Annotated in this window: 19 protein-coding genes; 12 read left to right on the top strand and 7 right to left on the bottom strand. The window is 52.7% G+C overall.

Translation table 11 applies throughout. The annotated features are described in order from the left end of the window. Positions 1 to 50 precede the first annotated feature (50 nt). A complete protein-coding gene (locus EC840_RS05135; protein ID WP_132964210.1) occupies positions 51 to 788 on the bottom strand; it encodes a GntR family transcriptional regulator in 738 nt (245 codons plus the stop codon). Between the two features lie 151 nt (positions 789 to 939). Then, a complete protein-coding gene (locus tag EC840_RS05140) occupies positions 940 to 2,043 on the bottom strand; it encodes a sugar phosphate isomerase/epimerase family protein (protein ID WP_132964212.1) in 1,104 nt (367 codons plus the stop codon). A gap of 414 nt (positions 2,044 to 2,457) precedes the next feature. Here EC840_RS05140 and EC840_RS05145 point away from each other — a divergent pair, with 414 nt between their 5' ends. From EC840_RS05145 to EC840_RS05170, 6 genes are read left to right on the top strand one after another with little or no spacing between them, the layout of a single operon-like run. Beyond that, positions 2,458 to 3,573, top strand: a complete 1,116-nt coding sequence (locus tag EC840_RS05145; RefSeq protein ID WP_112286633.1) for an ABC transporter ATP-binding protein — start codon at positions 2,458 to 2,460, stop codon at positions 3,571 to 3,573. 15 nt (positions 3,574 to 3,588) lie between these two features. Beyond that, entirely contained in the window at positions 3,589 to 4,641 is a 1,053-nt protein-coding gene (locus EC840_RS05150) for an extracellular solute-binding protein (protein WP_113877338.1), read from the top strand. Between the two features lie 6 nt (positions 4,642 to 4,647). Further along, positions 4,648 to 5,478 carry an ABC transporter permease gene (locus EC840_RS05155; RefSeq protein ID WP_243701018.1) on the top strand — a complete coding sequence of 277 codons (831 nt, stop codon included), beginning with the start codon at positions 4,648 to 4,650 and terminating at the stop codon, positions 5,476 to 5,478. Next, positions 5,471 to 6,301, top strand: coding sequence for an ABC transporter permease (locus tag EC840_RS05160; RefSeq protein ID WP_113877337.1), 831 nt, complete (start codon positions 5,471 to 5,473; stop codon positions 6,299 to 6,301). The genes EC840_RS05155 and EC840_RS05160 overlap by 8 nt, the downstream gene beginning before the upstream one ends. Positions 6,302 to 6,336: 35 nt before the next feature. Further along, positions 6,337 to 7,761 (top strand): Xaa-Pro peptidase family protein, encoded by a 1,425-nt coding sequence (locus EC840_RS05165; protein ID WP_132964214.1) that lies wholly within the window; start codon positions 6,337 to 6,339, stop codon positions 7,759 to 7,761. Position 7,762: 1 nt separating this feature from the next. Next, positions 7,763 to 8,413 carry a flavin reductase family protein gene (locus tag EC840_RS05170; protein WP_129640012.1) on the top strand — a complete coding sequence of 217 codons (651 nt, stop codon included), beginning with the start codon at positions 7,763 to 7,765 and terminating at the stop codon, positions 8,411 to 8,413. Between the two features lie 2 nt (positions 8,414 to 8,415). Here the strand turns inward: EC840_RS05170 and EC840_RS05175 are convergent, their stop codons facing one another. Next, the gene (locus tag EC840_RS05175; RefSeq protein WP_112286628.1) at positions 8,416 to 8,637 is read right to left on the bottom strand and encodes a hypothetical protein; all 222 of its coding nucleotides are present in this window, start codon (positions 8,635 to 8,637) and stop codon (positions 8,416 to 8,418) included. A gap of 363 nt (positions 8,638 to 9,000) precedes the next feature. Further along, on the bottom strand, positions 9,001 to 9,909 hold the full coding sequence (locus EC840_RS05180) for an SDR family oxidoreductase (RefSeq protein WP_113877334.1): 909 nt from the start codon (positions 9,907 to 9,909) through the stop codon (positions 9,001 to 9,003). Positions 9,910 to 10,158: 249 nt separating this feature from the next. Between EC840_RS05180 and EC840_RS05185 the strand changes: the two genes are divergently transcribed. The 3 genes from EC840_RS05185 (at position 10,159) to dcuR (ending at position 13,040) form a co-directional block, all read left to right on the top strand. Further along, complete coding sequence (locus EC840_RS05185) at positions 10,159 to 10,476, top strand: RcnB family protein (protein WP_112286626.1); 318 nt, start codon at positions 10,159 to 10,161, stop codon at positions 10,474 to 10,476. A gap of 228 nt (positions 10,477 to 10,704) precedes the next feature. Further along, positions 10,705 to 12,324, top strand: a complete 1,620-nt coding sequence (locus EC840_RS05190) for a sensor histidine kinase (protein ID WP_132964216.1) — start codon at positions 10,705 to 10,707, stop codon at positions 12,322 to 12,324. Next, the gene (gene dcuR / locus EC840_RS05195; RefSeq protein ID WP_112286620.1) at positions 12,321 to 13,040 is read left to right on the top strand and encodes a two-component system response regulator DcuR; all 720 of its coding nucleotides are present in this window, start codon (positions 12,321 to 12,323) and stop codon (positions 13,038 to 13,040) included. The genes EC840_RS05190 and dcuR overlap by 4 nt, the downstream gene beginning before the upstream one ends. Here dcuR and EC840_RS05200 read toward each other — a convergent pair. Together EC840_RS05200 and EC840_RS05205 are read right to left on the bottom strand one after the other, a co-directional pair. Further along, the gene (locus EC840_RS05200) at positions 13,034 to 13,996 is read right to left on the bottom strand and encodes an FAD:protein FMN transferase (RefSeq protein ID WP_113877328.1); all 963 of its coding nucleotides are present in this window, start codon (positions 13,994 to 13,996) and stop codon (positions 13,034 to 13,036) included. The genes dcuR and EC840_RS05200 overlap by 7 nt on opposite strands. 23 nt (positions 13,997 to 14,019) lie before the next feature. Continuing rightward, the gene (locus EC840_RS05205) at positions 14,020 to 16,797 is read right to left on the bottom strand and encodes a flavocytochrome c (RefSeq protein WP_132964218.1); all 2,778 of its coding nucleotides are present in this window, start codon (positions 16,795 to 16,797) and stop codon (positions 14,020 to 14,022) included. Between the two features lie 771 nt (positions 16,798 to 17,568). Between EC840_RS05205 and EC840_RS05210 the strand changes: the two genes are divergently transcribed. Together EC840_RS05210 and fumA are read left to right on the top strand one after the other, a co-directional pair. Next, positions 17,569 to 19,080 (top strand): anion permease, encoded by a 1,512-nt coding sequence (locus tag EC840_RS05210; RefSeq protein WP_113877326.1) that lies wholly within the window; start codon positions 17,569 to 17,571, stop codon positions 19,078 to 19,080. A gap of 190 nt (positions 19,081 to 19,270) precedes the next feature. Further along, positions 19,271 to 20,917, top strand: coding sequence for a class I fumarate hydratase FumA (gene fumA, locus EC840_RS05215; RefSeq protein WP_132964220.1), 1,647 nt, complete (start codon positions 19,271 to 19,273; stop codon positions 20,915 to 20,917). A 73-nt stretch (positions 20,918 to 20,990) separates the two neighbouring features. Here fumA and EC840_RS05220 read toward each other — a convergent pair whose 3' ends face one another. Continuing rightward, positions 20,991 to 21,764, bottom strand: coding sequence for a DUF3750 domain-containing protein (locus EC840_RS05220; protein ID WP_132964222.1), 774 nt, complete (start codon positions 21,762 to 21,764; stop codon positions 20,991 to 20,993). Between the two features lie 263 nt (positions 21,765 to 22,027). On the opposite strand from EC840_RS05220, the gene EC840_RS05225 reads away from it, so the two are divergent. Continuing rightward, positions 22,028 to 22,705, top strand: coding sequence for an SDR family oxidoreductase (locus EC840_RS05225; RefSeq protein WP_113877323.1), 678 nt, complete (start codon positions 22,028 to 22,030; stop codon positions 22,703 to 22,705). Positions 22,706 to 22,804 lie beyond the last annotated feature (99 nt).

Genomic DNA, 22,804 nt, shown 5'->3' on the forward strand with positions numbered 1-22,804 from the left:
TAAAGTTGAAGAATGCTGCCGGAATGAATGCCGCTAAGCGGACGGTTTCATCACGAGAAATTTTCCAGAACGGACAGAAACGTATGCCGGTCGCCGTGGCCTTCGGTTAAGCGCACGCGCCCTTCGATGTCGGCAAGATGGTGGTCCATCAGCTGCTGCGCTTTGGTCAGGTCTTTCTCTTTGATGGCCGCCACAATCATTCGGTGATGATCCGCACCGCAATCGTCCTTATGCTCTTCTTCGTACAAAGACATCACCAGCGAGAGCCGCGCGACAATCTTCGCCAGCATTTCGGTCAGCACAGGATTCCCGGCGATTTCCGCCAGCACGATGTGGAATTTGCCGGAAAGCACGGTTTTCGATTTTTCATCGCCATGATGATGGATGTGCTCTTCCTCATCCGCCAGCTTTTCCAGTGCTTCCAGCTGTTCGGAAGTCGCCCTTTCCACCACCAGCTCCAGCAGAAGGGCTTCGATTTTACGCCGTGCTTCAAACAGGTTTCTGGCCTGCTCAATACCGGGTTCTGCGACAAACGTGCCACGATTTCTTTTGCGCTCAAGCAGATGGTCGCTTTCCAGTACGCCCAGCGCGCCACGCACCACCGTGCGGCTGACACCAAAATGTTCGGCAATCGCCTCTTCGAGAATTTTGGTGCCCGGTTTTAACGCCCCTTCACCAATCGCCGCTGCCAGCGTGGCACGGATCCGCTCGGAAACATCGTCGTTATTATCGGCCGCACTGGCCGTGACCGGCGCTGTCCTGGCGCTTTGCGCGCGCGTTTTCTTCATTGTTGTCTCCAGATTTACGCTCAGTCATACCTTATGCCGGACAAAGGCGCTCCGGTCATTGCGGGTTTAAGTATCTCGTTAAGAATGTTTCTGCGCAAATGCTGAATAAGCTTGTGGCAATATTTGCACAGAACCTCTTAATCCCCAGGCTTCAGGCTAATATTATGCCTTTCTGTTCGCAGATAGCGCGGATATGGCGTGCAGAGTCCTGAATAAACCGCGTCGCGGCATCAAAGCCGTAAGACTGATTTTCATAGGTCGGATAACCGTACTGTGCACTTTCAAATCCTTCCCAGTCCGGGATTTCACCTGAAGCAACGCGCTTTTCGCCTTCATCAAGCATGGCAAAATAGAGTTCAAGCTCCGTCGTATTCAGATCCGGATGACCGGCACGCCAGATCGGATCATCAATCTGAATACACTGGCGCGGATTAGGCTGGCGGCGTTTGTCGTCGGTTGACTGATTAATTTCCAGCGACAGATTCAGGTCAGGATTGGCCTTAGCGAGTATCGGTAAAATCGCCGCAAAATCCACCACACCCTGACCGCAGGCACGGGGCTGGAAATCCAGACCGCCGGACGCGCGACCGACCCAGGCATCTTTAATGTGCGTCTGCCGGATATAAGGCGCCAGCCGCTGCGCCGCCATCACCGGATGCTCGCCGCGCTGCAACATATTGGCGGTATCCAGCACCGCGCCGACACAGTCTTCACCCACTCTTTCAATCAGACGCAGGATTTCAAAAGACGTGATCTCGTCATGCGTCTCAATATTCATATGTACGCCATGCGCCCGCGCCACCGGCGCCAGCTTTTGCAGCACGTTGCCCATAGCCTGCAACTGTTCGTCCCAGGTGACATCGGTTCGAAAACGATCGACTGCCAGACGTCCGCGATACTCGCCTTTAAAATTACCGGGTGATACCCACATCTCGCGGCAACCTATCGCTGCGCTGGCTTCGATCATTCGTGTGAAACCCGCAATAATATCGCCATCGCCAATCGCCCGTAATTCCGGGGCTTCTGCGCTGCAATAAGGATTGATTTTCCCCAGACCACTTTCCAGATAAAGACCTAATTCGTCTGCTTTAGCCCGGATTTCCCGCAGCATTCCCGCATCCAGCGTCGGGCTCATATCCAGTACGGTACTGAAAAATATCCCTTCCAGACCCAGTTCCCTGACATGGTCGAGGCTGCCCAGCGGTCCGCGTTTCTTAACTTCAGGGAGTTTCTGTCCGTCGATGCCTAATTTCATAAATGACTCCGCAGCTTGTGGCTGCCAAAAAGAGGAATTAAAGATTCATCCTAACAGTGCAAATCACATGCCATGACAGAGGATCACGGCGGGGCAAGCCTAAAAAATCCGAAATATCATACATTTAAAATCAACTCCATATATTCGCAACCATTTTCGAAAGTTATTGCGAATTAAAATAACAACATTCGCACCAAAATGGTTAACACAATGCACCATCATGGCGTAACAGCAGGGTGATTAAACATACGAATATCACGCTTTATTTTTATAAACATCTGTATGCGCAAGTCGAAATTGCTATTTAACGTCTGTTTTTCAATGGGTTGAATTTTAACCTCATGGGCGCATTCGATTCTGGCACGCCGTTTGCTATTTCTTTTTCAAGCACACGACTCAGATCCGGGAAGCCATATGCCAGACATGCAAAACACCACTGAAAGCAAACGCCTGAACGTTCACGGCCTGACTCACAGTTACGGTGGAAAGAACGCCATCAGTGATGTGTCATTTTCAATAGAAGCAGGCGAGATTGTGGCGTTGCTGGGGCCGAGCGGCTGTGGCAAATCCACCGTGCTGCGGGCTATCGCCGGTCTGATCCAGCCGAAGAACGGCAAGATCGTGCTCGGTGATCAGGATCTGGCCGATGTGTCAGCCAGAGGCCGGGGGATCGGTATGGTGTTCCAGAACTATGCGTTATTCCCGCACCTGACTGTTGCCGAGAACATCGCCTATCCGCTGGCCTGTCAGCGGATTTCCCGTGCCGCCCGTAAGCAGCGTGTGGAAGAAATGCTGTCACTGGTCAGGCTGAATGATTTCGGCAACCGGCTGCCGCGCGAACTATCCGGCGGACAGCAACAGCGTGTGGCCGTCGCCCGTGCTATCGCCGGTCGTCCTTCACTTCTGCTGCTCGATGAGCCTTTTGGCGCGCTGGATCGTGCATTGCGTTTCGATCTTCAGGTGGAGCTGTTGCATCTGCAAAAAACGCTAGGCATCACCACATTGATCGTCACTCACGATCAGGAAGAAGCGCAAAGTCTGGCAAACCGTCTGGTGCTGATGAACAAAGGCAACGTCGAACAAATTGATACGCCGATGACCGTGTATGACCGTCCGAAGACACTGTTCGTGAACACTTTCATCGGGCAGGCCAATTTGCTGCACGGTACGGTGCTGCGTTTTGAACTCGACACCACCGTCATCGGCCTGGCGGATAACCGGCAGCTTCGCCTGCCGCGCCGTCTTAATTTCACCCTGGGTTCTCGTGTCACCATTACCTTCCGTCCGGAAGAAGTGCGTTTATCCGCGCTGCCGGGTGAAAACACCCAACCCGCACGGATGACCGTCTCGGTGCCGCTCGGCCCCTCGCTGGTTCACGACCTGATTCTGGAAGACGGAACCAGCCTGCGCGCGTCCGAAGTCAGAGGTCCGTCGACGTTCATCCCTGAACCAGGGTCACAACTTTTCGCAGAAATCGATACCGCAAGGTGTCATGCCTTTCCGGCTGAACCGGAATTCATCAGTGAATAAACAGAGGTGAGCTTTATGAAAGACTTTGAAATCAGTCGTCGCCGGTTCGGTTATCTCATGGCAGGTGTTGCAGCCTCCACAATGCTGCCTTTTCCGTTACGTGCTGCGAGTGCAGCTACCGGCGGCAGTGCAGTCGCGGCCACCTTCCCCGGAAACTGGGAAGATGCCTATCGCAACGTTCTTACACCGGTACTGAAAAAACAAGGCTTTGACCTGACCATCGCACCTGCCATGGCGCAGGATCAGCTGGCAAAAATCATGGCCAGCCCAGGGAATCCGCCTTATGACACCTTGCTGATGTCGCCGGGGCAAATGACGATTGCGGTTCAGAACGATCTTATCCAGAAAATTGACCCGTCCAGACTGAAAAACTGGGACCTGCTCGATCCTTCCTTCCAGGGCGAATACGGCCCGACCGTAACCGTGGAAGTGAACGGTATCGCCTATAACCCGGATCTGGTGCCGCGACCAAAAGGGTATCGCGATTTGTTTGAAAATCCGGCTTACAAAGGGCTGGTGTCCTGGACCGGTTTTGCCTCGAATACCGCCGTGATGGCCTACACCGAAATCGCCAAAATTTACGGCAATGGGCCTGCGGATATGGCCGCCGTGTTTAAGCTTTTCAAGGAACATCCTGAGCAACTCAAAGGCGTGGTGGACAGCACCAACCATCAGATGACGCTGTTCCAGCAGGGCGAAATCGCGGTGTTTATGTGCAGCACCAGCAACGTGGCGCGCCTGAAAAGCCTCGGCCTCAATGCGGAATTCGTGCATCCGGAAACCGGCTCTCCGGCCGCACCGGTCAATATTCATCTGACCAAAGGCAGCAAAAATCTCGACGCCGCCTACGCCTATATGGATGCCGCCATTTCCCAGTCTGCACAGCAGCAACTGGAACAGCCGCCGACCGAGATGTTCCCGACCAACAAAAACGTGGCACTGACCCCGGCGATTTCCGCCTATGTCACCCGCGAACAGCTTAAAACCCTGGTCTATCCGGACTGGGCAGAAATTAACAAAAACCGTGATGACTGGATCCGCCAGTTCGACACACTGGTTGCAGGCTGAGGTGGAATGATGAAGCAGAGCGGCTTCCCTTACGTCGTACCGATGTTATTGCTTTCCTTGGCATTTTTCGCGACGCCACTTGCCGTGCTGGTCGGTTTCAGCTTTACCGGCAACGGCGGAATGACGCTGGATCATTACGCCCGTTTCTTCGGGGATGCGTTTAATTTCCGCGTACTGGTCAACACTGCGCGGCTCGGTATCGAAACGGTTATCGGCACCACTCTGCTGGGCATTCCGATTGCCCTGCTTTACTGGCATGGCGGACGCAATCTGCGGCAGATCCTGATTTTCCTGACCCTCATTCCGATGCTGACCAGCAACGTGGTGCGCACGTTTGCCTGGATTGTGATCCTCGGGCGTCAGGGGCCGATCAGCGAGGCGCTGATGGCGATGGGCATTACCGGTATGCCGGTCAGCCTGATGTTTACCGAACTCGGGCTGGTAATGGCGATGTGTCAGATTGATCTGCCGCTGATCATTTTGCCGCTGATTGCCATTCTCTCCCGTACGCCGTATCAGCTTACCGAAGCGGCGCAGGTATCAGGTGCCGGGCCGTGGCGCATTCTGGTGACCGTGCTGCTGCCGCTGATGTTGCCGGGTCTGCTGGCGGGCTGGATCCTGGTTTTTGCCAGCACCAGCAGCTCTTTCGTCACTCAGGCGGTAATCGGCGGCGCGCGAAATGTATACGTCCCGCAGCTGATTTACCGTGAAGTCGGTACGCTGTTCGACTGGCCGCTGGCCTCGGCCATCGCCGTGGTTCTGTTGCTCTCCACGGGCTGCCTGCTGGTGGCGCTCACCATGATTTCACGCCACAGGAGACTGGTCGGTCATGCTTAAAACACGAGAAAATCCGCTTCCGGCGCTGCTCTACAAACTGTTCGTGTATGGCTTCGGCACGCTGTGCGTCATCTATCTGGTGGCACCGATTGTCATCGCGCTGATGATGTCGTTTACCTCCGGCCAGACGCTGAAATACCCGCCGCAGGGCTTTTCATTGCGCTGGTACGAAGCGTTGCTGGATCCGGTGCGTTCTGCCACAGAGCAGACCGCAGCGTGGAACTCGCTGAAAATCGCCGGTCTGGCCGTGCTTGGTGCCTTGCTGTTCGCGGTTCCCGCCACTATCGGCATGACCCGTATGAAGCGCCGCAGCGTCAGCACTATCGAGCCGCTGCTGCTCGCGCCACTGGTATTGCCGAGTCTGGTTTACGGGCTGGCGGCGCTGATTGTGGCGAACTTCATCGGCTTTCAGCCGTCGCTGTGGCTTACGGTGATCGGGCATGTAGTGGTATTTGGCCCGCTGATGTACCGCGCGGCGTCGGTAGTTGCGCAGGGGATCAACCCTTCGCTGGCAGAAGCCTCTACCACCATGGGCGCCAGCTGGTTTATGACGCTGCGCCGCGTCACGTTACCGCTGTTGCTGCCGGGGATACTGGCCGGCGCGTTTCTGGTGTTTATCCAGTCGCTCGACAACGTGTCGGTTTCGCTGTTCCTTGCGGATGCCAAAACTACGGTACTGCCTCTGCGCATGTTTGCGCTGATTGAAGAATCGCTGGATGTGCGTGTGGCGGCTATTTCCGGGATCCTCATCGCCGTCACATTACTCGGCCTGCTGGTTGCCCGTCGGGTTCTGGCACCGCGTCCTGCCCCTGAAAACTCATAACTCACTGACTCTTTTTTTGATGTAAGGAAGACCCTATGAACACTCATGCGACGATGGCCAACGGCTCCCGCATCGGACAGTTGCTGGCGGATTTTCAGCCAGATTTCGATTTCACCGCCCCGCTTCCTCTGCCAGTGGAAGAGTTCGAAGAACGTCTGCGTAAAATCCGCCGTCAGGCGGTCGAAGCCGGACACGATGCTATCGTGGTTCACGCCGGCAGCGTCGGCTGGTTCCATGCGTCGAATGCGTATCTGCGCTATATCTGCGACTGGATGCGCGAAGGTGTATTGATCATCCCCACGGATTCGCATCAGCCGCTGGTATTGCTCTCGTTCTTCACGCAATCCGTGCTGCTGCCGCCGGGTGGCGAACCGGTGCTGGTGGATGAAATCTGGCAAATCGGGCCAATCGGGCGCGAGTACGCCGACCGTCCGGGCGATTCAGTGATTAAAACAGCGGAAAAATGTGCGCAGGTACTTGCCCGTTTCGCACTGACCGCCGCGCAGATTGGCATAATCGGTGACCGTACCTCCCTGACCTTCTGGGCGGCACTCGGATCGCTGACGCCAAAATGCAAATACGTGGCCGATAACGCCATTCTGGATCGTCTGCAAAAAGTCCGTTCACCGCGTGAGATTGCGTTATTCCGTGGCGCGGCGCAGATGATCAGCCTCGGGACACAGGCCGCCTACCATGTCGCCAGACCGGGTGTGACAGATCATGAAATTTATGCGGCGTTTTCTTTTGCTCAGCTGGCAGCAGGAGGCGAAACCGGCGACGGGTATCAGATTGGTATCAACGAGTTTGGCACGCATTGCGGCAAACCTTACGGCCATGTTGTCCGTCCGGGCGATCTGATCAATTTGTATATTTCCAACGTGACATGCCGGGGTTATACCGCGCAAACGGCCAGAATGATTGCGGTCGGCGACATCACACCGCATCAGGAAGACGTACTCGCCGCCTGTACCGAAGGTGTGAAACGTGCTGAAAAGCTGATCCGTCCTGGTGCATTAATGCGTGATATCAACAATGCCGCCTTCGGTCCGCTGATTGAGCGCGGCATGCTGACCTCACCGGAGGCGCGGACCATGCCCTATAACTGGGCTCCGATGCCGGATGGCAACGCGCGGCTGATACCGCATCAGTATGTGCAGGATATCGACTGGGAAGCACAGGGGCGCAAGCTGATGCATGTTTATCCGGCGACGCATGGCCCGCACAATCCCAATCTCGGGCATTCCGTCGGCATGGCCGGTGCGCAGAACAGCTTTAATATTTCGTCGCATAATTACGACACACTGGAAGAAGGCATGGTGTTTGTCCTGCATACTCAGTGGCTTGAGCCGCTGTCCGCGGGTTGTAATATCGGTGATTGTTACGTTGTCACTAAAGACGGTTTTGAAAATCTGAGCCGCCACACGCCACTTGAAACCCATCGCGTTACGGCAGGAAACTGATATGACCCGACCTTCTTCGCACACTCATTTTGATTTTGCACGGCTGACGGAACGTGAGCGGTACAAAATCCTCATCGGCACGGTGATCCCACGTCCTGTCGCGCTGGTCACGACCGTCAGCCAGGACGGAATACCGAATGCCGGGCCCTTCAGTTTTTTTAATGTCCTGACGCATGACCCCGCGATTGTGGCGATAGGCGTAGAAAATTATTCCGATATGCGTTTTAAAGATACCGCGCGCAATATCCGTGAAACCGGCGAATTTACGGTTCATATCGTCGATGATGCACTGGTCAGTCAGATGGAAATCTGTGCCATTAAATTCGGACCGGAGGTAGATGAACTTAAAGAAGCGGGGCTGGATACCACGCCAGGGCTGATGGTCAGAAGTCCCCGCATTCTCGCGGCACCGGCGGCGCTGGAATGCCGTCGTCACACCACACTTCAGGTGGGACCGGCGCGTGAAATTATTCTCGGTGAAGTGCTTGGTGTGTATGTCCGCAGCGATGCGGTTGACCCGTCGAATCTGCACATCGACCAGCAGATAATGGATGCCATCGGAAGAATGGGCGGTCACACTTACACCCGTACACGTGACCAGTTTGATGTCAAAACGCTGACGCCGGAGGAATGGGCCGCACGGGGATTATAACGTCAGATATCGAAATCATTCATTCGTGGTATGCCAGCGGGGAAGTTGTCGTAGATCCCGCTGATATAGGTCCCTTCTCTGAAAATGACGACTTCATCCACCCTGACCGGATGCGAACAGACTGCGCAGATAATAGCATTCACCTGTTCAGCGAAAGGTGTATTTGCGCTGGCGACGAAGCGGTCTGAGCCGCATTGTTCGCAGACAATCCTGATATCTGGCATGTGACGGGTCCGGCAATAAGAATAAATATTTAAGTTAAATATAGCATAATTAGATAATTCTCATTGTCCATAGTAAAACTCAGGGTTTTCAAACGGAAAGTGGCATTTTTCCGTTAACTGGTCAGAAATTCCACAAAAAAAAGCCCGCACGACGGCGGGCAATCATAGACAGACACAAGGATTAAATGCAGTGGTTATCTGTAGCGTGGTACAGATGAATCAATCATAGCTGCCTTTACATTGTCCGCGAGGCGACTTTGCTTGCGTGATGACAAATAGGAATAATCCGCAGATTGCTCCCATCAAACCACGACGTCACCGGCAGACGCCGGTGACTTTTTCTGTCATCGCAGCGAATGAAAACTATAACGTGCCGGTTCCGCCGTCTGAGCACCAGACCTGGCCAGAGGCGTAGCTGCTTTCCTGCGAAGCCAGCGTCACATACATTCCCGCGATTTCCGCAGGTTGTCCCGGACGCTTCAGCGGAGCCTGTTCACCGAACGATTCGACTTTTTCCTGAGGCTGACCGCCGCAAACCTGCAACGCCGTCCAGTACGGGCCCGGCGCAACTGAATTCACGCGGATGCCCTCAGGCGCCAGTTGTTTAGCCAGACCTTTGGTGAACGCCACGATAGACGCCTTGGTCTGAGAATAATCGAGCAGATTATCGCTCGGTAAGAATGCCTGAACCGAGGAAGTGTTGATAATCGAACCGCCGCGCGGGATAAATTCCAGTGCTGCTTTGGTTATCCAGAACATGGCATAAACGTTGGTTTTGAAGGTGGCATCAAACGCTTCGGTGGTCAGATCTTTAATCGAATCGCAGAACTGCTGGCGACCGGCATTATTGACCAGCAAATCCAGCCCTCCGAGTTTTTCTGCAGCGTCGTTCACCAGTTGCTGACAGAATTTTTCATCGCGGATGTCGCCCGGAAGCGTCACCACTTTCAGCCCTTCACCTGCAAGCAATTCAACTACTTCTTTCGCGTCCGGCTCTTCGTCAGGCAGATAATTGATCGCCACTTGGGCGCCTTCTCTGGCGAACGCAATCGCCACTGCGCGGCCTATGCCGGAATCACCGCCGGTGATCAGCGCTTTACGCCCTTTCAGCCGCCCGCTGCCTTTATAGGTCTTCTCGCCGTGATCGGGAACCGGTTTCATTTTGCTGGCGAGTCCGGGAAACGGTTGTTTCTGGCGTTCGAACGGCGGTGTCGGGAAAGCGTCCACATGTGGCGCATTGAGTGAGTCGGGAATCGTTTTTTGATTGCTCATCAACATTCCTTATTTGAAAAATGAGTGAATTATAAGGCTAGAAGAAATTTCGACGGCCGTTTGCACTAACGGACAGTTCTGAAATCATTTGCATTTCGACACAAAAAAACGCCCCGTCATCCGGACACTTTCTCGTTATTATCCTGTCCTACAGAAAAAGCACAGGCTTTGGCTTTATGACTCATACAATGGACTGGCAGCATATCACCGAGGCACGCATTAAGTTGATGGTTTTAAACGGGATAATCTATGCGTCATTTTAAAATTGTTATGTTATCTGCTCTGGTTGTTTCTTCAGTGTTACCTCTGGCCAATACGGCGTTTGCCGCGTCAAACTCGCATGAAATCAAATCGTTCTACGATGATTCCAAACTGTATGCGATTGGCGACCAGGTTCCGGCGCTGTATCGTACCAAGCCTTACGAAATCGTCGGCTGGCAGGAACGTCATTTGCCTGCCCCGGATGCAGGCAGCCACTGGACTTATATCGGCGGCAGCTACGCGCTGATCACCGATACCGACGGCAAAATCCTCAAAGCCGAAAACGGTGATATTTACTTCCAGTGATCTGGAAAAGAAATATAAAGATAAGGCCTGAAGAGATTCAGGCCTTTTTTAATGGCCGTCTGATTCACTTTTGAAAGTATTAAATAGCGGAAATATCAGACAAATAGTCATATCATTATGCGTGAACAGGGATGGTTCATGCAGTGTTCAACGCCAGACCGCCGGACGAACAACGCGAACTGTCAAAATCATCAATGAGCATTTGGCTCTCTTCTCTCCGGGGCTCCCATGAGCGACTCGCAGCAACGCCATCCCGTGCGCAAGCACCCCATGAAACTCAGCACATCTGTCATTCTGATGGTCAGCGCGGTGATTGCTTCCGTGTTACTGGTTGTGCATATGCTTTATTTTGTGCAGGTCAGCGATACCACCCGCGACGGCGTGAAAGATAAAGCACTGGCCGTGGCCCGCACCATGGCGGATCTGCCGGAAACCAAACGCGCCCTGCTTCTGCCGCCTGACAGCAATATCATTCAGCCGATCGCCAGCTCCGTCCAAAAACGTAACGATCTGCTGTTTATCGTGGTCACCAATATGGACGGCATCCGTTATTCGCATCCGAATGCGGATGTGATCAGTCATCATTTTATCGGCGATGACATCAATCCGGCACTGCTCGGCAAAGAGAACGTCTCGATCAATAAAGGCACGCTTGATGAAGCGCTGCGGGTTTTCACGCCGGTCTACGACAACAATCACAAACAAATCGGCGTGGTCGCCATCGGGATTTCGCTGGTCAAAGTCACCGAGCAAATCAACAAGAGCCGCTGGAGTATTCTGTGGACGGTGCTGTTCGGCATCATTGTCGGCGCACTTGGCACGTATTGTCTGGTGAGAATGCTCAAACGCATCCTGTTCGGGCTGGAACCTTATGAAATTTCGACGCTGTTCGAACAGCGTCAGGCGATGTTGCAGTCGATCAAAGAAGGCGTAATCGCCGTAGACGATCTGGCGCATGTCACGCTGATCAACCAGACTGCCCGGCAAATATTTCAGGAAACCGCTAAAGACGTGACACCGGATGAAAGCACTCTGCCGCTGATCGCCAATCTGCGGGACGTGGTGAATACCGGTGTGCCGCGCCGTGACGAAGAGATCAATTTCAAAGGCCGTTTACTGCTCAGCAACACGGTGCCGGTACGCAATAATGGCGTCATTATTGGCGCTATCTGTACCTTCAGGGATAAAACCGAGGTCAGCCAGTTAATGCAGCGCCTCAGCGGCATGGTAGACTATGCCGATTCGTTGCGTGAAAGATCGCATGAGTTTATGAACAAACTGCACGTGATCCTCGGATTGCTGCACATGAAAAGTTACGCGCAACTTGAAGATTACATCCTCAAAACAGCCAATAATTATCAGGCGGAAATCGGTTCGCTGCTGCTGAAAATCAAGTCTCCGGTGATTGCCGGTTTCCTGCTGAGCAAAATTAACCGCGCATCTGATACCCGGCATTTGCTGACGCTCAGCGATGACAGCCTGTTGCCGGACAACAATAATGAAGATCAGGTGGCTGCGTTGATCACCGTGCTCGGCAATCTGATTGAAAACGCGCTGGATGCGCTCGGCGAGCAGCATGATGGTGAAGTCAGCGTGTTGCTGCATTATCAGAACGGACAGCTGGCGTGCATCGTGAGTGACGATGGTCCGGGCATTCAGCCGGAAAATATTGAAACCATTTTTGAAAAAGGGGTGTCGTCAAAAGGCGATCAACGCGGTATGGGCCTGTTCCTGGCTAAACAGCAGGTCGAAAGCCTGGGCGGTTCGATTAATGTCGAATCAGAGCCTGACGTTTACACCCAATTTTTTGTACAACTTCCCTGGGATGCGGAGAGGACAAGTTCTTGATCAATGTGCTGATAGTTGACGACGACGCCATGGTAGCAGAGCTGAACCGCTGTTATGTTGGCCAGATAGAAGGTTTTACGTGCTGCGGCACAGCATCGACGCTGCAACAGGCGAAAGATCTGGTTCTGAATTCAGAGCTGTCTATCGATCTGATTTTGCTCGACGTTTATATGCAGCAGGATAACGGGCTGGATTTACTGCCTGAACTGCGCAACGCCCGCCGGCCAATCGACGTGATTGTGATTTCCTCAGCCGCTGATGCGGAAACCATTAAGAAGTCGCTGAATTATGGCGTGGTGGATTATCTGATCAAACCGTTCCAGTTTTCCCGTTTTGAGGAAGCACTGACCGGCTGGCAGCAGAAAAAAACGCTGATGGATAATCAGCAGTATTACGAGCAGTCTGACGTTGACCGGTTGATCCACGGCAGTAATCCTGCCGCTGCGGACACCAAAAAGCTGCCGAAAGGTTTAACGCCACAAACACTCCGCACGTTGTGTCAGTGGATTGATGCTCATCCGACTATGGAATTCTCCACGGATGAACTGGCCAGTTCGGTGAATATTTCGCGGGTATCGTGCCGTAAATACCTGATCTGGCTGGCGCAGATGAACATTCTGTTTACCAGCATTCACTACGGTGTCACCGGCCGCCCGGTTTACCGCTACCGTTTACAGGCCGATCACTATTCGCTGTTAAAACAGTATTGTCAGTAAGTCGTGATCCGGTAACTGTCATCCAGCGGTGTGAAGGTAAACTGCCGCTGCGATGACAAAATAATTTGCCCGTCGCGGGTGACAAAAATCGCCTCGATGTGCGGGATCTGCTCAAGATACGCCAGACTTTTCTCCACGCCCATTCCGTACAGCAACGTTGTCCAGATATCCCCGTCTATCGAATCTTCTGAAATAATGGTTACGCTGAGCAGTTCGTTATCCAGCGGATAGCCGGTTTTCGGATCGAGAATATGGTGATAACAGTGACCCTCCAGCTCGAAATAACGTTCGTAAATACCAGATGTCACGACCGATTTACCGATAACGTTGATTACCCCAATCAGCGTGTCCGGCTCGGAAAACGGTTTTTTCAGGCCAATTGCCCACGCCCCTTCTGCACCGGCACCCAGCGTCTGTACGTTCCCGCCCAGATTGATTAACGCGTTCTCAACCTGCTGTTCACGCAGATAATCACGCACCACATCGGCGATATAACCTTTAGCAATCGCGCCGAGGTCAATTTCCATTCCTGCCTGTTGCAGAAACACCGAACGGGTTTGTTCATCGAGGATCACATCTTCGGGATTTGTCAGCGCAAGTAACGTCTGGAGATCCTGAGCCGCCGGAATGCTGTGACCGCTAAAACCGATTTTCCAGCGTTTAACCAGCGGGCCGATAGTGAAATTGAAACTGCTGTCTGGCAGACAACTGATGGCTTTAGCGCGGCGGATCAAATCAAAGACCGGCGCGCTGACAGTGACAGGGTCACGTCCGGCGGCATGATTGATCGCCATGATATCGGAATGCGGGCGATTCACCGTGAAGGTGTTTTCCTGATGTTTAATCAGCCTGAAAACGCCAGACGCCAGACTCTCGTTATGTTCAAACAGCTTGAGAAGAATGGGCGAACCCATTAAAACAGCGGAATAAGCATAAACACGATCGTCTGGCGTCATTGTATTACCTTGCGTGATAACGGTTACCGCATCGCGAATTTCGCGGCGTTTTGTCCTGCAAGGATACCGAAGATAATGATATCTGCAACGGCGTTACCGCCGATACGGTTACCGCCGTGAATGCCGCCGACCACTTCACCCGCCGCAAATGCGCCGCCGAGTACCTGTTGCTGCGCATCGAGCACACAAGTGTCGGTGTTGATGGTCACACCGCCCATGGTGTGATGCACGCCCGGCGCGATACGGATTGCATAGAATGGCCCCTGGTTGATTGGGTGGCGCAGCGCGGTGCGGCGACCAAATTCCACGTCATCCTGCTTATCAACGGCCACGTTATAGCTTTCCAGCGTCGCCAGAAAGGCGTCTGAGTTCATCTCCAGTTTTGCCGCCAGTTCGCGTGGCGAATTTCCGCTGATCACAAAGCCTTTGGCGATGTATTCGTCAGCCGCTTTATTATTCAGACGCACCTGCTCATCAAACACCACGTAAGCAAATTTCTCCGGCAGCGCGATAATGTTCGCCGAGACTTTGTCGCGGGTTTCCATTTCATTGAAGAAGCGTTTGCCTGCCTGGCTGACCAGAATCGCACCGCCGCCGCGAATGGCTTCTGAAATCAGATAAGACGTCGTTTGTTCCACGGTCGGGTGGATCTGGATTTCACCCATATCAACTGTGCCTGCGCCGATATCTTGCAAAATAGCGATACCGCTGCCGGTCGCGCCTTTGTGGTTGGTGGTGACGAAACCGTCCAGCTCTGGGCGGTATTTCACGACCATGTCGCGGTTGGCGCTGAAACCACCGGTAGCGACAATGACGCTTTTGGCGTTAACCACCAGCACTTCGTTTTCATCATTGAGCAGATTCACACCCTGCACCGCGCCATCGGCATATCGGATTTCAGTGACAGAAGTGTCGAGCATGACGTCGATGTTGCGTTTGTTGAGATTCTTCACCAGGCCGCTGATCAGGAAGCCGCCAACTGCGCTGCGATCCGCCGGACGGTGCGTACGATCGATACTCATCCCGCCGGTAATGGTGATGTCGCTCAGTTCAATATTGTGCTCCGCCAGCCATTCCACCGCCTGCGGCGCACGTTCGATGAACTCTTTCAGCAACACAGTATTGTTTTTGAACTGGCCGCCTTTCAGGGTTTCCTGATAGAACAGCTCTTTGCTGTCTTCGATGCCTTTCAGTTTCTGGTAGCGGGTTTCTGCGGCGTTCATACCAACCGACGCTTTGATGGTGTTACCGCCAATGGTAGACATTTTCTCAACAATCAGGACTTTCGCCCCTTCGTCACACGCCTGAATTGCCGCCGCCAGACCTGCGCCGCCGCTGCCCACCACTACAACGTCGTAGTTTTGTGGCTCATTCAGACTGCCACCCTCTTCCAGTAACTGAGCCTTGCACGATTTAGCGATCGCTTTGGATACCGCTTTTTTCACCGCTTCGCTCTGTTCGGTCGCGCCAGTCACCGCATCAACGTGCGGGCTGTTGGCGTCCAGAATCCGGGTACGGATGATTTCAAAACTGGTGGTGAATTCCACATCCAGATCCGCACCTGCTTCCAGCGCGATATCCGCAATGCGGTCGGTTTCCAGACTGACGCTGATCGCCAGTTCGTGTGCAGGATCCTGCACTTTTTCCTGGAACACACCGGCTTTAAATTTCTTCGACGTCATGCTCATGTCGCGGATCATCGCGTCCACCAGCGAGAAACGCCACAGCGGCTCAGGAATGGTCAGCGCTTCGCGTTGTGTGCTGTCGATGAACAGATCGAGTTTCTGATCGGCGGCGATACGGTCAGCCCAGTCCGGATAGGCGATACACGCTTTACCGATAGCAATCATGTCGTAGCCGTGTTCCAGCGCCATATCCGCATCGGATTTATTGACGATGCCGCCCACGCCCATCACCGGAATTTTTGCCAGTGTGTCGGAACGCATTGCGACGTATTTGTCGATCAGCGGTGTCGAATCCGTGGTATCGACAATGGAAGGGCGCAGCGAGTAACCGAGGGAGAAATGCAGGTAATCCAGACCGCGCGCCGCCAGTTGTTCCAGCAGGTACATGGTGTCGGCAAAACGGATACCCGGTTCTTCCAGCTCTTCCGGAGAGAAACGGTAACCAATAATGAAAGAGTCGTCGGCGTATTTCTTCGCCATTTCATGAGTAATATCCAGCACCGCCAGCGGGAAACGTGCGCGGTTTTCACGGCTGCCGCCCCATTTGTCGTCACGCTGGTTGGAATTCGGAGAGAAGAATTGCTGGATAAGATAGGTATTGGCACCGTGGATTTCTACGCCGTCGAAACCGGCTTCAATGGCACGACGCACGCCTTCACCAAATTTGGCGATCATGCCGTCGACTTCTTCTGCGGTCAGCGCGACAGGTGTGGCTGCACCTTCACGCGGTGCTGCTAATGCACTTGGCGCGACAGGCTGCTGGCCGCCAATCAGTTTTGGCTCACTCATGCGGCCGCCGTGATAAATCTGCAGAACGGCTTTTGAACCCTGAGATTTCACTGCAGCAGCGATTTTCGCCAGTCCGTCGATTTTAGCGTCGTTGTCGATACCGATGGCGCCCGGGAATGCCAGGCCTTTGTCATCTATAAAACAGCATTCAACAATCACCGTACCGATGCTGCCGGCGCGGGCACGGTAGTATTCAACCAGTTCGCTGGTGACGGTGCCGTCATAAAAGCCGGTGCAGGTGGTCATTGGCGCCATCAGAATGCGATTTTTCAGCACAGTGCCATTCGGTAAAGTAAACGGGCTCAATAGCAGATTGTTGTTGCTCATAATAGTGACTCCAAACTTTAAGGTTTTAAATCTGAATTCGTCACCGGCGCGCTATTTTTGTGAAGCGTGTTGAAATGTTTATTTATTATTCGTTGTATTATTTCAAAGCCGGAATCATGCTTATTAATATAGTTTTATTTTTACTTTCTAAACCTCTAACATTAGTTAATTAACTATTTATCTATTAACTTAATGCCTGTTATATTAAAAATATGTTAACTAACAAATTAAATAATCACATTCCTGTAAACTACGGGCGTAATTGTATTTAACTGATGAGAATATTATTACATCCTGCCGCCCTTATCCTCCGGCAGATCATGAAGTTCAGCCGCTGACAAGTGGCGCATGAAAGCCTGAAGACGGCCCGCGGATGAAGCTCAACACTGTGAATGCCTCTCATTTGCCCTACTCCATTTTTGCTGATCTACTCCCCGAACACTTCCAGAATACTTCCCGCAAACGATGTCGCCCTCCTGTCTCGCCATAATTAATCAGATAAAGCCTGTTCTTTGGTTTTATTCGATTTAAAAAACAATTTAGCCCCGTATTTTCTTGATCAAGATCAACAGTTAAAAATAGGGAAATCGCATTATATAAACATTTCCTCCCTCTTACGGGGAATAAGAGTTATCAGACGAAAATAACAATAATGAGGCAATGAACATGCCACTATTAAATAACTAAAGAAAATATTAAGTAACTAAAAAAACAAGACAACATCTTACCTATGCATCATCACAATATTCCTAACTACCTAAGATAAATATTATGAGCGAAATAACAAAAACTGCGGTGAAAGAGCCAGCGAAAAAAGCCGAACCCGGCAAAAAAAATCGCTGGATCTTTATGGTACTTCCCGTGCTGGTGTCGGTGTTGCTGCTGCTGGTTCCGGTGCCTGCCGGGCTTGAACCTTATGCATGGCATTTCTTCGCCATCTTCGTGGGCGTCATTGTTGGCCTGATCTTCGAACCATTGCCGGGAGCCGTTATCGGCTTAACCGGTGTAGTGGTCATCGCCCTGTTCAGCCAGTGGTTGTTGTTCAGCCCGGCTGAGCTGGCGGATCCTAAATTCAAAACCGCAGCACAGTCCTTCAAATGGGCCGTCAGTGGTTTTGGTAACTCCACGGTCTGGCTAATCTTCGGCGCGTTCATGTTTGCTGCCGGCTACGATAAAACCCAGTTTGGCCGCCGTCTGGCGCTGATCCTGGTGAAATATCTGGGTCGCCGCAGCCTGACGCTCGGTTACGCCATCACCTTCGCTGACTTATTACTGGCACCGTTTACGCCTTCCAACACCGCGCGCAGCGGCGGCACAATCTACCCGATCATTGCCAACCTGCCGCCGTTGTACGGTTCAAAACCGAATGACCCGAGCGCACGTAAAATTGGTTCTTACCTGATGTGGGTGGCGATTACCGCAGCCTGTATCACCAGTTCCATGTTCCTGTCTGCACTGGCACCAAACCTGCTGGCGCTGGGCATCGTGAACAGCGTAACCGGTATCAACATTTCCTGGGGCACCTGGTTCATCGCCTTCCTGCCGGTCGGTCTGTTGCTTCTGCTGACCATGCCGCTGCTGGCGTACTGGTTCTACCCGCCGGAAGTGAAAATCAATGACGAAGTACCTCGCTGGGCGACAGCTGAACTGGCGAAACTGGGCAAAATGTCCCGTCATGAAATCCTGCTGCTGGTATTCGTGTGCTGTGCGCTGGCAATGTGGATTTTCGCAGCCAGCTTCATTGAACCGGCGATGGCCGCACTGCTGGTCGTGGTGCTGATGCTGTGGACCGGGGTTCTTAACTGGAACGACATCACCAGCAACAAACCCGCCTGGAACACCTTTGCCTGGTTCGCTACGCTGGTGGCACTGGCCGACGGCTTATCCCGCACCGGTTTCATCGCCTGGCTGGGTAAAGAAGGCGCGGCACTGATGGGCGGTATTTCCCCGGGTGCAGCGACGATTGCCCTGCTGCTGGCGTTTTATTTGCTCCATTACCTGTTCGCCAGCACCACGGCGCACACTACCGCGCTGTTACCGGCTATGCTGACTATTGGTGCCGCCATTCCGGGTATTAATATGCAGGTATTCTGTCTGCTGATGGTGACGTCTCTGGGCGTTATGGGGATCATCACACCTTACGGTACCGGTCCAAGCCCGATTTATTACGGCAGCGGTTATCTGCCAACCAAAGATTACTGGCGTCTCGGGACAATCTTTGGTGCCATCTTCCTGATTGCTTTACTGGTAATCGGTTATCCGTGGATGGTGATGATGTTCTGATTGTGGCGATAAAATCACCCACAAAGCATTAACAGAGCATTTACTGAAAGAAAACATATAAACCCCGTTGCCAGCCTGTGTACTTGGCTGGCAACATACAGAACGAATATAAACGTCGCCCCGAATACCTCTGCTATACCGAGTCAACAGTCCCATCCGTGGCGGCAAAAACGGAAAAAGTGAGAAAACAATGTCGAACAAACCGTTCTATTATCAAAATCCCTTCCCCGTTTCTAAAGATGACACCGAATACTACCTGCTGACCAAAGATCACGTATCTGTCAGCACCTTCGATGGCGAAGAAGTGTTAAAAGTGGAACCGCAGGCGCTGACCCTTTTGGCCCAGCAGGCGTTCCACGATGCCTCTTTCATGCTGCGCCCTGCGCATCAGCAACAAGTGGCCTCTATTCTTCATGACCCGGAATCAAGCGAAAACGACAAATATGTCGCGCTGCAATTCCTGCGTAACTCTGAAATCGCGGCCAAAGGTATCCTGCCAACCTGTCAGGACACCGGTACTGCCATCATCATGGGTAAAAAAGGCCAGCGCGTCTGGACCGGCGGCGGCGACGAAGCCAGCCTGTCTCAGGGCGTGTACAACACCTTCATTGAAGATAACCTGCGCTATTCCCAAAACGCCGCGCTGGATATGTACAAAGAAGTGAACACCGGCACCAACCTGCCTGCGCAAATCGATCTCTACAGTGTCGATGGCGACGAGTACAAATTCCTGTGCATCGCCAAAGGCGGTGGTTCAGCGAACAAGACCTATCTGTATCAGGAAACCAAAGCGCTGATCACGCCGGCTAAACTGAAAGATTATCTGGTTGAGAAAATGCGCACGCTGGGTACAGCAGCCTGTCCGCCGTACCATATCGCGTTCGTGATTGGCGGAACTTCCGCTGAAGCGACGCTGAAAACGGTGAAACTGGCGTCCACCCATTACTACGACGGTCTGCCAACTGAAGGTAACGAACACGGTCAGGCATTCCGCGACGTCAATCTGGAACAGGAACTGCTGGCTGAAGCCAACAATCTTGGCCTGGGCGCACAGTTCGGTGGCAAATACTTTGCCCACGATATCCGCGTAGTGCGTCTGCCACGTCACGGCGCGTCATGTCCGGTCGGTATGGGCGTCTCCTGCTCCGCAGACCGTAACATCAAAGCCAAAATCAACCGCAACGGTATCTGGATCGAGAAACTGGAAGAAAATCCAGGCAAGTACATTCCTGAAGCGTTGCGTCAGCAGGGCGAAGCCGGTGTGGTGAAGGTTGACCTGAACCGTCCGATGAAAGAAATCCTCGCGCAGCTTTCTGAATATCCGGTATCAACCCGCCTTTCCCTGAGCGGTACGATTATTGTTGGTCGTGATATTGCGCACGCCAAACTGAAAGAGCGCCTGGATAACGGCGAAGGTTTGCCGCAGTACATTAAAGATCATCCGATTTACTACGCAGGCCCGGCGAAAACCCCTGAAGGTTACGCTTCCGGTTCTCTCGGCCCGACCACCGCTGGCCGCATGGATTCCTACGTGGATCTTCTGCAATCCAACGGCGGCAGCATGATCATGCTGGCAAAAGGTAACCGTAGCCAGCAGGTGACCGACGCGTGCCATAAACACGGCGGTTTCTATCTCGGCAGCATCGGCGGCCCGGCAGCAGTTCTGGCTCAGCAAAGTATCAAGAGCCTGGAATGTGTGGAATATCCTGAACTGGGTATGGAAGCCATCTGGAAAATCGAAGTCGAAGACTTCCCGGCGTTCATTCTGGTGGATGACAAAGGCAACGATTTCTTCCAGCAAATCCATGCAAGCACCTGTGCGAAGTGCGTGAAGTAAGCGCCTCGTGAAAGACAAAAGGCCTGCCAGAAATGGCGGGCCTTTTTTGTCGAAATGCCGCTTAAGTCTCTAATTAAAGCTCTGCTTTCCCCGGATTATCAAATCCGACACGCCCGACAAACGGCAAACGCAACGCCGGGTTTTTGACATCGATACCCAGGTTCAGCCCCAGCACATTAACTTCAAGACCTTCTTCCACGCCCAGCGTAACGCCCAGAAGCCCAAGCAACGATACCTGAACACCACGCCCGGAAGGCGGCAACCCAATCGGATTAGTGATTCCGCGATAATCCTTACCGATGGCGTTAGGCGGCATATCCAGTTCAAGTTCCGGCACTTCACGGCCAATATGCGCCATAAACGTGTTGCTGTTTGGTCCCGGCCAGGCGTGATAAGTGTGCGGATACGGGTAACTTTTAATGGCAGCTTCAATTTTTGGGATCATCATCTGCGCCTGCGCGCCACGGTGATCCACCAGCAAACGTGGCTGCGAACCAAACCAGTAGCCATCCGGAATAGCATAATTACGGCGAACCACATTGGTACTGCCCCAGCTGATGACGTCATAACGGGTAAACTGTGTTTCCCCTTCCCGCTTGAATATGATCCACGGGTGTACAGCGACCAGTCCGCGCCAGCCATAGGTCGGTGCAGCATAAATCTGCACAATGGCGGTACTTTTGAGTTTGGCTGGATCCGGCGCAATTCCGGCGGAATCCCGCCGCGCCGTAGACCAACTCTGCCCTGCGGGTTCTTCACGGGTTTGCGAGGCTTTTGCATAGCTGTATCCAAAAGACAGCAGTAAAACGAGGACAAATACGAGGCTAAACCATTTTATGGCGATCATGCTTTTATTCACCTTTGCCTGTCTGTTGGAAACAACATGAATACTTCATCTGCTCCTATAGTAAAGACTTACCGCCTCATGCACTAGCGCTTGCAATGAAACCCTGATTCATCATCAGGCGCCTCTGCCGACAGGGAAAATCAGACTCCAGCCCATTGTTGCCCAAACGTTACAGGCTCATACTGCAATTAATACGAAGCAGATTTACGGATTTAATGAAAAAAATAAACTGATGTTAACGCATTGATTACATAAGGATGAATATGACTGACTCTAAGAAAGCATTGATCATCGGCGCATCGCGCGGTATCGGTTTAGGTGTGGTGGACGTACTCACAAAGCGCGGCTGGCAGGTGACTGCTACCACGCGTGATGCCGTACCTGGTAAAAGCCCCGCGTCAGTTGAATGGGTAAAACTGGACATCAATAAATCCGAAGCGAGGGAGGCGGTAAAAGACGCGCTCTCCGCGAGCCATTTTGATTTGATTTTTGTGAATGCAGGCGTGTTCGGTCCGGATCATCAGGATATTCATCAGGCCAGCGATGACGAAATTCTTCAGCTGTTTTTGACTAACACTATCTCCCCTGTACGCTGCGCCGCCGAATTGTTGCCGCTGCTAAACCACCGCACCGGTGTGCTGGCGCTGATGACGTCTGAGCTTTCCAGTCTCAATGAGAACGAAGTGGCGACCTATCCGCTTTATTCTGCCAGCAAAGCCGCGCTGAATATGCTGACCCGTGGTTTGCAGCAACAGACCGAAAAACAGGAAGTGACACTGCTTTCCGTCCATCCGGGCTGGGTGAAAACTGATATGGGCGGTGAAAATGCCACCCTGACGATTGAAGAAAGTACCACCGGTATTGTTGATCAGTTTGAAGCCTTATCCGGTAAGGGCGGCCATCATTTCGTGGAATATTCTGGCCGTAAGTTACGCTGGTAACTTTTTGCTGGCAAACAGTCACAAATAAACACCCGTTTTGCGTCAATTCTGCAAGCTTTAGAAAAATAGCTTGCCGGTTCCTCGACGCAGTGCCACCAT

The organism is Rahnella sp. JUb53 (assembly GCF_004346065.1).
Taxonomy (GTDB): Bacteria; Pseudomonadota; Gammaproteobacteria; order Enterobacterales; family Enterobacteriaceae; genus Rahnella; species Rahnella variigena.